13 protein-coding genes are annotated in these 12,042 nt (G+C 62.4%); all 13 read right to left on the bottom strand.

Annotated features, from left to right (window positions below; translation table 11 throughout):
• Positions 1-59: 59 nt before the first annotated feature.
• Positions 60-446 carry a DUF2802 domain-containing protein gene (locus AAHB08_RS00390; RefSeq protein ID WP_342057776.1) on the bottom strand — a complete coding sequence of 129 codons (387 nt, stop codon included), beginning with the start codon at positions 444-446 and terminating at the stop codon, positions 60-62.
• Between the two features lie 94 nt (positions 447-540).
• Positions 541-1,029, bottom strand: a complete 489-nt coding sequence (locus tag AAHB08_RS00385) for a chemotaxis protein CheW (protein WP_005333026.1) — start codon at positions 1,027-1,029, stop codon at positions 541-543.
• Between the two features lie 69 nt (positions 1,030-1,098).
• Positions 1,099-1,965: a chemotaxis protein CheW gene (locus tag AAHB08_RS00380; RefSeq protein ID WP_342057775.1), complete on the bottom strand. Its 867-nt coding sequence runs from the start codon at positions 1,963-1,965 to the stop codon at positions 1,099-1,101.
• Positions 1,962-2,756 (bottom strand): ParA family protein, encoded by a 795-nt coding sequence (locus tag AAHB08_RS00375; RefSeq protein ID WP_342057774.1) that lies wholly within the window; start codon positions 2,754-2,756, stop codon positions 1,962-1,964. The genes AAHB08_RS00380 and AAHB08_RS00375 overlap by 4 nt, the downstream gene beginning before the upstream one ends.
• A gap of 4 nt (positions 2,757-2,760) precedes the next feature.
• Positions 2,761-3,669 carry a flagellar motor protein MotB gene (locus tag AAHB08_RS00370; protein ID WP_202046406.1) on the bottom strand — a complete coding sequence of 303 codons (909 nt, stop codon included), beginning with the start codon at positions 3,667-3,669 and terminating at the stop codon, positions 2,761-2,763.
• 2 nt (positions 3,670-3,671) lie between these two features.
• Positions 3,672-4,409: a flagellar motor protein gene (locus tag AAHB08_RS00365; RefSeq protein ID WP_162519155.1), complete on the bottom strand. Its 738-nt coding sequence runs from the start codon at positions 4,407-4,409 to the stop codon at positions 3,672-3,674.
• Between the two features lie 2 nt (positions 4,410-4,411).
• Positions 4,412-5,524 (bottom strand): protein-glutamate methylesterase/protein-glutamine glutaminase, encoded by a 1,113-nt coding sequence (locus AAHB08_RS00360; protein WP_342057773.1) that lies wholly within the window; start codon positions 5,522-5,524, stop codon positions 4,412-4,414.
• A 31-nt stretch (positions 5,525-5,555) separates the two neighbouring features.
• A complete protein-coding gene (locus AAHB08_RS00355; RefSeq protein WP_342057772.1) occupies positions 5,556-7,685 on the bottom strand; it encodes a chemotaxis protein CheA in 2,130 nt (709 codons plus the stop codon).
• Positions 7,686-7,696: 11 nt separating this feature from the next.
• Positions 7,697-8,437, bottom strand: a complete 741-nt coding sequence (locus tag AAHB08_RS00350; RefSeq protein WP_342057771.1) for a protein phosphatase CheZ — start codon at positions 8,435-8,437, stop codon at positions 7,697-7,699.
• Between the two features lie 12 nt (positions 8,438-8,449).
• Positions 8,450-8,821 carry a chemotaxis response regulator CheY gene (gene cheY, locus AAHB08_RS00345; RefSeq protein ID WP_425266319.1) on the bottom strand — a complete coding sequence of 124 codons (372 nt, stop codon included), beginning with the start codon at positions 8,819-8,821 and terminating at the stop codon, positions 8,450-8,452.
• 123 nt (positions 8,822-8,944) lie between these two features.
• Positions 8,945-9,664 (bottom strand): RNA polymerase sigma factor FliA, encoded by a 720-nt coding sequence (locus AAHB08_RS00340; RefSeq protein WP_025326255.1) that lies wholly within the window; start codon positions 9,662-9,664, stop codon positions 8,945-8,947.
• Positions 9,657-10,532 (bottom strand): MinD/ParA family protein, encoded by an 876-nt coding sequence (locus AAHB08_RS00335; protein WP_025326254.1) that lies wholly within the window; start codon positions 10,530-10,532, stop codon positions 9,657-9,659. The genes AAHB08_RS00340 and AAHB08_RS00335 overlap by 8 nt, the downstream gene beginning before the upstream one ends.
• A 1-nt stretch (position 10,533) precedes the next feature.
• Positions 10,534-12,033: a flagellar biosynthesis protein FlhF gene (gene flhF, locus AAHB08_RS00330; protein ID WP_342057770.1), complete on the bottom strand. Its 1,500-nt coding sequence runs from the start codon at positions 12,031-12,033 to the stop codon at positions 10,534-10,536.
• Positions 12,034-12,042 lie beyond the last annotated feature (9 nt).

Here is a 12,042-nt window from a genome sequence, read left to right as displayed (position 1 = left end):
AAGATGTGGCAGGGAAAAGAGGGGTGGCACATGCCTCCCCTATCGATCTGAAGCAGGGGTCAGGTGCGACCCTTGCGCAGGGAGATCAGCAACTCGGCTTCAGCCTGGGGCAACTCGCATTCGCTCATCACCTCGTCGAGATCGGCGCCGAGCTCCACCATCTTGGCGGCGCGGCTGTAGAGGCGGCGCTCCGGATCCTGCAGGGTCAACTCCTGCTGGCTATCCTGGATCTTCTGCATGGCCCCTTCGGCGGATTGCAGGCGCTGACCCATGCCGATGGCTCCGGTATGCAGCTCCATCATCTGCTTACGCAGACTCTCGAGCTGCCCCTGCAGCGTCTCCATCCTGGCCTCGGACTCTCCCTGACGGCGGCGGTGACCCAATAGACCGTAGAGGGCCATCACCAGCGCCAACAAGGACAACCCCAAGGCTGCGAATTCAATCATCAAACTGTCACCTTCCTCATCACAGGGTCCCGCTCGGCATCAGGGTGCCACGGGCAGATCCGGGACCGCTGTTGTATCACTTTTTGACGCGCCGTTACAGGGAGCCGATATCGTCCCACTCTTCGTCGGAGAGCAGCTTGTTGAGATCCACCAGGATCAGCAGCTGACCGTCGCGGTTGCTGACACCCTGGATGAACTTGGCGCTCTCCTCGGTGCCCACTGCCGGGGCGGCGTCGATCTCGGAGGAGCGCAGATAGACCACCTCGGCCACGCTGTCCACCATGATGCCGATCACCTGCTTCTCCGCCTCTATGATGACGATGCGCGAATTCTCGCTCACATCACCGGCCGGCAGGCCGAAGCGGGAGCGGGTGTCGATGACGGTCACCACGTTGCCACGCAGGTTGATGATGCCCAGCACATAGTCGGGCGCACCCGGTACCGGGGCTATCTCGGTGTAGCGCAACACTTCCTGGACCTGCATCACGTTGATGCCATAGGTCTCGTTTTCCAACTGGAAGGTCACCCACTGCAGCACTTCGTCCTCGGCCAGATTTTGTGCAATATTGCGCTTCTCTGTCATCTTCTTGATCCTTGTATGAACCCGTCAACGGGTAAAATTAGCAATAAAACCATGGCAGTGCCGATGTTGTCAGCGGCCTTCGATGTTCACGCCTCGGCCAAGGAGCACCAAGAGCTCCCTGACGTGCAGCAGGGCACACATCTTCTCCTTGACCATGCCCGCCAGCCAGGGGCGTTTCCCCTCCTGATGGCGCCACTTCACCTGATCCCGATGCAGCAGTTCGGTGCCCTTCAACTGATGACAGGCCAGCCCCCAGGGGGATTCCCCCAGCATAATCAGATATTTGTACTCGTCTATCTCCAGATGCTGGCCCGGCATGACCCACTGGGCCGTGTCGACCACGTTCATCTTCTGCTCCCGGGAGGTCATGATCCCCTTGTACCAGCCCGGCTGGCCGAACAGGGAAGTCACCTCCCCCAGCTGGTGAATGCCGCCGAGCTCGGTCAGGGGCACGGCGAAGGTCACTCCGGCCACGTCGAAGAAGAGCGCCTGAAACTCGTTGCCGGTATCCAGGTTTTCCCAGGGCGCAGGAGCAGGCTCAGGTTCCGCCGCCAGCACGGGTTCGGCCAGTGCCAGGGCGACGGGCTCGGCGATCACCGGGATCACCTCGGGCGTCACCAGGGCCACCTCGACTGGCTCGGGCTCTGCCTCGACCTCGAGCTGGAAGGGCTCGACATGCAGCTCTTCATGGCTCAGGACATCCATCTCATCCTGCACCTGGCTCACCTGGGCGAGCAGCTCGCTCAGTTGCGCCAGCCGGCTGTCGGCTTCGAGATAGGGGGCCGCAGCCACCTCGGGCAAGGGGGCGGGCTGAGGCTGCAACTGCAGCACAGGGGCCGGCGCCTCGTCGTCCGGATCGTCCCGCAGCAGGAGATCATCGAGCAGCAGGGAGTGGAAATAGTCATCCATGGCCCGAACCTGGGTGGTCTCTCTCATGGCTTCACCTCCTGGGTCCGTTGACGCTCAAGCGCATCGAGATTGTTGAGCAGGGTCTCGTAGGCATAGGTGCCACGGCTGCCCGGTGCATAGATGGAGGGCGGAACGTGCAGCAGGCTGGCATCCCGGAATTTGGTGTCGATGGGAATGACCGCATTCCACACCGCCTCCCCATACTGCTCCTTGATGGACTGCAGCGTCATCAGGGAGGCCCGGGTACGCTTGTCGAACATGGTCGGGATCACGGTATAGCGGAACTTGTCCCGCTTGGATCGCTGCATGATCTCGAAGGTCTTCATCATCCGCTCCAGCCCCTTCAAGGCCAAAAATTCGGTCTGCACCGGCACCAGGATGCGATCGCAGGCCGCCAGCGCATTGACCATCATCACCCCCAGCACGGGCGGGCAGTCGATGAGCACATAGTCATACTGATCCTGCACCCGCAACAGGGCACGCTTGAGCACCAGTCCCATGCCTTCCCGGTTGCCCATGACCCTGTCCAGGGTCGCCAGCGTGATGGAGGCGGGCAGCAGGTGGATGTTCTCGAACTTGGTCTTCAGGGTCATGCGGTTGACCAGCTCGGCACTGGGCTTGGCCGCCTGGAACAGCTCGTAGAGGGTGCCTTCCAGCCGGTCCGAGTCAAAATCGAAATACGAGGTCAGGGAGGCGTGGGGATCGGTGTCGATCAGCAGCACCCGCTGGCCACGCTGGGCCAGAATGCCCGCCAGGGAGACGACCGTGGTGGTTTTACCGACTCCACCCTTCTGATTGGCAACCGTCCAAACAATCACTGTATCAATCCTGCCTTGTTGTTATGCGTATGCCACCACCGGGCAGCGTCACCACTCTGACGTTCTCGCTGTCGACGCTCTGTGGCGCGGCCGGAGCCGGCGTCACCGTCAGGGAGTTGACGGGGAGTCGCGGCACCCAGGCGAATCTGGATATGGCGACCACGACCTTGCGATTCTGTAACCGCCCCTGCTCGCTGCCATTGTCGGCGAAGGGGGAGAACTCCCCATAGGCCTCGTAGGCGAGCCGCTCGGGGGCTATCCCCTTGGCCACCAGGGCACCGAGCACAGCCTCGGCGCGGGCGGCAGACAGGGTCCAGTTGGAGCGAAACATTTCGTTGTTGATCGGCTGGTTATCCGTGTAACCCCGCACCCTGACATAGTTATCGACCGGTTTCAGAATACCTGAAAGCGTATCGAGCACAGGGGCCGCATTGCTCCCCAGAAAGGCGCTGCCGCTGCGAAACAGCAGGCCGGAACTCAGCTCCACCGTCAGCCAGTTGTCATCCTTCGCCAGCTTGACCACGCCGGCATCCACCAGGGCACCCATGGCCTCCTGCAGCTGCAGGTCTATGGTCGCAAGGGCCGTGCCGTCTTGCTGGATCGGGGTCCCCGTGATGGGGGCGCGCGAAGGCGACGGTGAGGCCTGGCTCTCCAGCAGGGAAGGCGCGGCCGACACCGGGTTGTTGAGCAGGGAGTTGCCCTGCCCTTCCAGCAGGCCATCGCTGCGCGGCACCTGGTTGAAGGCCTGGGTCATGCCCTCGATGACGGCGCGGTACTGCTCCTTGTTGACGATGGCCACCGAGTAGAGCACCACGAAGAGGGCGAAGATGAGCGTCATGTAATCGGCATAGGAGACCAGCCAGCGATCGAGATGTTCTCGCCCCTGCAGGTGCAAACGATAGCGCTTGCGCATGGCTATTCCCCTTTCAGATAAGCCCGTAGCCGCCGTTCAACCTGCTGGCCGTTCTCCCCGTGGGCGATGGCCAGCAACCCTTCCAGCGTCATCTCCTGATAGAGACCGTAGTGGTAGTGGAATGCCCGCAGGCGATTCGCTATCGGCAGATAGAGGAGGTTGGCAAAGCCCACCCCGTAGATGGTCGCGACGAAGGCGATGGCGATGCCGGCGCCCAGGGTGCCCGGCTCCTCCAGGTGAAACATGGCCTGGATGAGGCCTATCACGGCCCCTATGATGCCGATGGTCGGGCTGTAGCCCCCCATGGCCTCGAACACCCTGGCCGCGTGCTCGTTGCGCTCCTGCTCGATGTCGATGTCCGCCTCCAGCAGGCGACGGATATCCTCGATGGAGACGCCGTCCACTATCATGGTGAGCCCCTGGCGGGTGAAGGGATCGCTCTCCTGTTCGGCCTGGTTCTCCAGCGCCAGCAACCCCTGCTGGCGCGCAAACTGGGCCCAGGCCTGCAGGCGCTCGGCCTGCTGCACCAGATCCAGTTGCGGCGGGAACAGCATCCAGCGCGCTTGGGCGAGGGCGGACAGCATGTATTTGCGGGGCGTCTGCAGGATGACGGCGCCCCAGGTGCCCCCGACCACGATGACGAAGGCAGGGCCATCCAGCAGGGTCAGCAGGCTGCCGCCGTGCCACCATTGGGCGACGGCCACGGCGACCAGCGCCAGCACCAGGCCGAACATGCCCATGGTCAGCGACCCAACTCGACCAGGATGCGCTGGGCCACCCTGTCCAGCGGCAGGGATTCGCTGGCTATGCCCGCCTTGGCAACCGCCTGGGGCATGCCGTAGACCACGCAGGAGGCTTCATCCTGCGCCCAGATGGTGGCGCCCTGCTCCTTGAGCAGACGCGCCCCGTCCCGGCCATCGGCGCCCATGCCGGTCAGCACGATGGCGAGCACCTTGTCGCCGTAGATCTTGGCGGCGGAGGCGAAGGTGATGTCGACGCAGGGCTTGTAGTTGACCTTGTCATTGCCCTCTATGATGCGAAGGCGAGCACCTGGCCCGCGCCCTTCCAGCAGCATCTGCTTGCCACCCGGGGCCAGATAGGCGTGACCCGGCCTTAGCACGTCACCGTCTTCAGCCTCCTTTACCCCGATCTGGCACAGGCCGTTGAGACGGGCGGCGAAGGCCGCGGTGAAGGTGGCCGGCATATGTTGGATCAGCAATATGGGGTGAGGGAAATCTCCCGGCAGCTTGGTCAGCACGTTCTGCAGCGCCACCGGGCCACCGGTGGAGGTGCCGATGGCCACCAGCTGATAGCTCTTGCCGCTGCGCTTGAAGCTGGCGGGCGCCGCGGCGCGAACCGGCTCGGGCTGGCGCTCAAGAGGACGTGCCGAGGCAGCGCCGAGGGCGGGGCGCACCGCAGGCTCCGGCGTCCGGGGTCTGGCGGCCGCCATCAGGAAGCGCTTGCGGGCAATCTCCCTGACGCGCTGTTGCAGCAGCTTGACGGCCTCATCCTTGTCCCGGGCTATGTCTTCGAACTTCTTGGGCAGGAAATCCAGGGCACCGGCATCCAGTGCATCCAGGGTCGCCTTGGCCCCCTCGTGGGTCAGCGAGGAGAACATCAGTATGGGGGTCGGACACTTGGCCATGATCTCGCGCACGGCGCTGATGCCGTCGAGCACCGGCATTTCGATGTCCATGGTGATGACATCAGGCCGCAACTGCAGCGCCTTGTCTACCGCCTCCCGGCCGTTCTGGGCCGTGTCGATCACCGTCATCAGGGGGTCCTGATTGATGATCTCGCTGACCCGACGACGGAAGAAACTCGAATCGTCGACCACTAATACCTTGACTGCCATTGTTATTCTTTTAACTCCTTGGGCCAGACGCTCAGTGGCGGCGGGCATAGGCCTTGAGCAGGCTGGGCACGTCCAGGATGAGGGCGATGCCGCCATCGCTGGTGATGGTGGCGCCGGCCATGCCGGGGGTCCCTTGCAGCAGATTGTCCAGGGGCTTGATCACCACCTCTTCCTGACCGATGAGGTTGTCCACCACGAAGCCCACCTGCTGGGTGCCGATCTGGACGATGACCACGTGGCCTGTGTCCTGGCGCGCCGTTCTGCCGGCACCGCGTACCAGCCACTTGTGCAGGTAGAACAGCGGGATCGCCTTGTCACGGACTATGATGGTGAGCTGGCCGTCCACCACGTTGGCCTTCTTCAGATCCAGGTGGAAAATTTCGTTCACGCAGCCAAGCGGCAGGGCGAAGGTCTGTTCACCCACTTCCACCATCAGGGTCGGCAGTATGGCCAGGGTCAGGGGGACCTTGATCTCGAGTCGGGTGCCCTTGCCCCAGGTCGAATCGATGTGCACCGAGCCATTGAGGCTGACGATGCTGGTCTTCACCACATCCATGCCGACGCCACGGCCCGAGATGTCTGAGATCTCGGACTTGGTGGAGAAGCCGGGGGCGAAGATCAGGTTGTAGGCGTCGTTGTCGCTCATGCGCGCCGCGCTGTCGGCATCGAGCACGCCACGGCTGATGGCGATGGCTTTGAGCTTCTCCGGATCCATGCCGGCGCCGTCATCCTCGATGCAGAGCAGGATATGGTCTCCCTGCTGGGAGGCGCTCAGGGTGATGGTGCCCTGACGGGGCTTGCCCGCCTTCTCCCGCACGTCCGGCATCTCGACCCCGTGGTCGCAGGAGTTGCGCACCAGGTGAACCAGGGGATCGGCCAGGGCCTCCACCAGGTTCTTGTCGAGATCCGTCTCTTCACCCACCATCACCAGCTCGATCTCTTTCTTGAGGGTACGGGCGAGATCGCGCACAACGCGGGGGAAGCGACCGAAGACTTTCTTGATAGGTTGCATGCGGGTCTTCATGACCGCGCCCTGCAGATCGGCGGTCACCACATCCAGGTTGGCCACCGCCTTGGACATCTCTTCGTCGTTGCTGGCGATGCCGAGGCTCACCAGGCGGTTTCGCACCAGCACCAGCTCGCCCACCATGTTCATGATGACGTCCAGGGTCTTGGTATCCACCCGCACCGTAGTGTCGTTTTGCACCGCACTGCTCTCGGCGGGGGCCGTCTGCTTGGCAGGGGCGGGTGCCGGGGCCGGTTTGGCCGGGGCAGGGGCGGGTTTGGCGGGGGCCGCGCTGGCCGCGACCGGCGCCTTGGGGGTCACGGGCGCGGCGGGAGCCTTGGGCTCGGGAGCCGGTGCAGCCGCCATGCTGTGCTGGGGCGCCTGGCCACGGCCATGCAATTCATCCAGCAGGCGTTCGAACTCGTCGTCGTCGATGAGCTCGTCCACCTCTTTTTGTACCGATTGCAGTGGGGAGAGATCCGGGGCGCCGCCGTGCTGGCCCTGGCCATGCAGCTGATCGAGCAGGGCCTCGAACTCGTCGTCCGTGATGTCGCCCGAACCGCTCAACACGGGGGCGGCAGACACCGTCGGCGCCTTGCCGGCACCGTGCAGTTCATCCAGCAGGCGCTCGAATTCGTCGGCGGAGATCTCGTCGATGGAGCCGCCACCGTTGACGGCCACAGGGGCGCTCTCGACGACGATGACGGGTTCAGGTTCTGGCTGCTGCGGGGCGGCAACACTGGCGGTACGCAGCTGCTCCTGCCCTTCGGGTTTGCACAATTCGTGCAGATCGTGCAGCAGATCCGCAGAGGCCGGGCTGGTCGGCTCCCGGTTCTGCACCTGGGCAAACATGACGTTGATGGCATCAAGGGCCTGCAAAATGACATCCATCAGCTCGGCACTGAGGGTTCGCTTGCCGTTGCGCAGCATGTCGAACAGGTTCTCGGCACCGTGGCAGACGTCCACCAGCTCGGTCAGGGAGAGGAAACCCGCTCCCCCTTTGACGGTATGGAAGCCGCGAAAGATGGCATTCAACAGATTCTTGTCATCGGGCCGCTTTTCCAAGTCGACCAGTTGTTCAGACAACTGTTCCAATATTTCTGATGCTTCGACCAAAAAGTCTTGCAGTATGTCTTCATCAACTTCGAAGGCCATGCGTCACTCCATTAGAATCCCAGGCTAGACAGCAGATCGTCCACATCATCTTGACCATTGACCACATCGGACCTTGTCTGCGGGTTCATGATGGGGCCTTCTGCCTCGATGCCGCTCACTGGCAGGCTGCGCGCCGAATTCTCGATGACGGCCTCACCAAACATGGTCAGCATCTCTATCAACTTTGTTTCAACTTCCTGCACCAGCTTGATCACCTTGCGGATCATCTGACCGGTCAAGTCCTGGAAATCCTGAGCCATCAGGATTTCAGTCAGCAGTTGTCGTAACTTATCGGCATCCGTCTCCGAAGCCTTAATAAAATCATTCAGTTGATGGCAGAGTGCCTTGAACTGGCCCAGTTCAAGATCCCGGCTCATCAAGGCATTCCAATTGGGCATCACCAGCTGAATGTTGTCATTGAGCCGATCGGCGATGGGAAGGCTGGCCTCGACCGCATCCATGGTGCGATTGGCCGCCTTGTCCGTCATGTCGATGACATAGCTGAGCCGCTCCCGGGCATCCGGGATCTCATGGGTGGCCAGGTCGGGGATCCTGGGATCCAGGCGAAAATCTTGCAGTGAGTTGTGCAACTGGCGGGTCAGCTGCCCCACCTTGTCAAACAGGGCCGCCGCATTGGGGGCGCACACATCGGCGAGGATGGTATCGGCCTGTTCAAACTCTTCTCGCTCCAGGTGGGCAACCAGCATCCTTGCCTGTTCAAGCGAGATCATGGCACTCGTTTTGGCCTTCATCCCTGCCGCTCCTTAGCCGATTCGTTCAAAGATTTTGTCGAGCTTCTCTTTGAGGGTGGCGGCAGTGAACGGCTTGACGATATAGCCATTGACCCCGGCCTGGGCGGCTTCGATGATCTGCTCGCGCTTGGCTTCCGCAGTCACCATCAGTACCGGCAGGTGCTTGAGCTTGTCATCGAGACGGATCGCCTTGAGCAGGTCTATGCCCTGCATGCCGGGCATGTTCCAGTCGGTGACCACGAACTGATAATCGCCGTTTTTCAACATCGGCAGGGCCGTGTTGCCATCGTCTGCTTCATGGGTATTGTTATATCCCAGGTCACGCAGCAAGTTCTTGATAATCCGGCGCATCGTTGAAAAATCGTCGACGATGAGGATTTTCATGTTCTTGTCCAAAATTCCCTCCTAAATAGCCGCCAAAACGGCTCACTTACATGATGCAGATCGCAGGTTTTATGGTGCGGATTATGCCTTAGAGTTGCGTTCCAGTGTAGCCAGTACAACCACTTATAAATTCCAATCTCTCAAACGGGCCCGCAGCCTGTGCATGGCCTGGCTGTGGATCTGGCTCACCCGAGACTCGCTCACGCTCAGGACTTCCCCGATTTCACGCAAGTTCAGCTCTTCGTCGTAATACAGCGACAGCACCAGGGCTTCCCGTTCGGGCAGGCGTGCGATGTGTTCGGCCAGGGCGCCCTGAAAGCGCTCGGCCGCCAGATCGTCGAAGCCGCCGTGACCGCTGGCGTCATCGGGATGCCCTATCACATCCTCGCTGACCCCGAGATCCTCGATGCCGATGATCTTGCCGCAGGAGACATCCTGCAGCATGGCATGGTATTCGCCAAGGGAGACCCCCATGTTGGCGGCCACCTCGGTGTCTCTGGCATCCCGGCCATGGGCCTGCTCCACGTTCTCGATCGCCTCTGCGATGGCACGGCTGTTGCGGTGCACCGAGCGGGGCACCCAGTCCCCGCGGCGGATCTCGTCGAGCATGGCGCCGCGGATGCGGATGCCGGCATAGGTTTCAAAGCTGGCGCCCTTGCTGCCGTCAAAGTTGCGGGAGGCTTCGAGCAGCCCAATCATACCTGCCTGGATCAGGTCATCCAGCAAGACACTGCTTGGCAGGCGAGCCAATAAATGCTGGGCAATCCGCTTGACCAGCGGAGCATGACGCTCGACCAGCACGTAGGAATCCTGATGACGCAAGTATGCTTGGGCTTTATTCACGGGAGTCTTCCTGTGCTATGACCGGCTTTTGCAATAAGTTTTCCAGGAAAAATTCGAGGTGTCCCCCCGGCTGGTTCGGGATGGGCCAGCTCGCCGCCTTGTTCGCCAGGGCACGGAATGCCAGGGAGGCGGGGGACTTGGGAAACGCCTCGACGATCAGCTTCTGCTTGCGCACCGCGGCCCGCAGGTTGGTGTCGTAAGGCACGCAGGCCACCAGCTCCAGGGAGGTGTCCAGGAAGCGGTCGGTGACCCGGGTCAGCTTGGCGAACAGCTCCTGCCCCTCGCGCAGGGAGCGGACCATGTTGGCCACCACCTTGAAGCGGAACACCCCGTGATCCTTGGAGAGGATCTTGATGAGGGCATAGGCATCCGTGATGGAGGTGGGCTCGTCGCACACCACCACCATGATGTCCTGGGCCGCACGGGTGAAGCTCAGCACCATGTCGGAGATCCCCGCCGCCGTGTCCACCAGCAGCACGTCCACCTGGGTCTTCATCTCGCTGAAGGCGCGGATGAGCTCGGCGTGTTGTACCGGCGACAGCTCCACCATGGACTGGGTGCCCGAGGTGGCCGGCACTATCATCATGCCGTAGGGCCCCTCGACGATGATGTCGTCTATGGTGCACTCCCCCGCCAGCACATGGGAGAGGTTGCGGTGCACCCGCAGCCCCAGCATGACGTCGACGTTGGCCAGACCCAGGTCGGCATCCAGCACCAACACCCGCTTGCCCTGGGCGGCCATGGCTCCCGCCACGTTCAGGGTCACGTTGGTCTTGCCAACGCCCCCCTTGCCTCCGGACACGGCGATCACTTTCACTCGATTGTTTTGACGCATTTTGCGCAGACCACTCGCCTGATCCATATACATGTTACTCATAAAACTCCGAATCTTCGGCCTCGCCAAAACCTGAACCCCAGAAGTAAGGGTCTTCTGTTTCCCGCTCCAGCGAGCCCATGGCCGCGCCGACCAGCAGCGCCGCATTGGCAACTTGAATATCTTCCGGCACCCGCTGTCCATCCGTGATGTAGCTGATGGGCAGGGCGTTCTGAATGCATACGTTAATCACTTCACCCAGATTCAGGCTCTCGTCGAGCTTGGTCAGGATGCAGCCGGAGAGCGGAATGCGCCGGAAGTGATCCACCGCCTCCTGCATCACCCGGCGCTGGGAGGTGGCCGACATGACCAGATAGCTGCGAATGCGCACCTTGGCATTCTTGACCAGGGTGTCGAGCTGCTCGGTCAGGCGGATATCCCGCTGCCCTACCCCGGCGGTGTCGATGAGCACCAGCCGGCGGTGACGGAACTGATAGAGCGCATTGGCCAGCTCCTCGGCATCGCGCACCTGACGCACCGGGCACCCCATGATGCGACCATAGGTCTGCAGCTGTTCGTGGGCCCCGATCCTGTAGTTGTCCGTGGTGATGAGGGCCACCTGCTCGGCGCCATACTTCATGGCAAAGCGGGCCGCCAGCTTGGCGATGGTGGTGGTCTTGCCCACCCCGGTCGGGCCGAGCAGCGCCACGGCACCGCCCTGGCGCAGGATGTCGTCTTCGCTGATCTTGAGCTGGGCCGTCAGTACCTCGGCCAGCTGGGCCATGGCCTGATGGATGGGCATGTCTTCCGGGATAAGCCCGGCCAGCTGATCGGCGAAGGCATCATCGAACCCCATCTTCTTGAGTTCCTTGATGAGCAGCGCCCGCATCGGCTCGCGGCGCTCTACTTCCTGCCACATCAGACCGGAGATCTGGTGCTCCAGCAGCTTGCGGATGCTGGCCATCTCCTTGCGCATCCCCTCCATCTCCTGATCCCGCGGGGCAGGTTGCGCTGCACGGGGGCCGGGGGCCGGGCGCGCCTTGGGCTTGGCGGGCTCGGGGGCCGCGCCCCACTGGCCCTGTTCGGCCAGGGTTCTGGGTGCGCTGGCGGCAGACGCCAGCCCGGCGGACTGGGTGCCGGCGCCGCCATTGGCGGGCCAGGAGGCCGGCGCAGCATTGCCGTTGCCCGCCCCATTCGCAGGCCATGACCCCTGAGCGGCGTTGCCGCCCGCCGGATTGGCCGGGTTGAGCTTCTGCTGGCGCGCCAGCAGGGCCGCCAGGGTATCGGCATAGTATTCGTTCTGCTCCTTGGGGGGAGCCGAGCGCGTCATCTGCTTGCCCGCAGACGAGATATTGACGCTCTCATCGTTCAACTGACGGCGAACCGGCGCATCTTTAGGTCCAGGCACCTGGGATTGATAATCGACGGCCGCGACTATCTCCACCCCACCGGTGACCTTTTTGTTGGACATGATGACGGCATCCGGCCCGAGAGTCTCCTTGACCTCGGCCAGCGCCGTGCGCATGTCTTTGGCAAAAAATCGCTTAATCTTCACCCGTCATCT

The organism is Aeromonas sp. OTU364 (assembly GCF_038440395.1).
Lineage (GTDB): Bacteria > Pseudomonadota > Gammaproteobacteria > Enterobacterales > Aeromonadaceae > Aeromonas.
The sequence above is the reverse complement of the archived record's forward strand: the minus strand, read 5'-3'. Positions and strand labels throughout refer to the sequence as shown.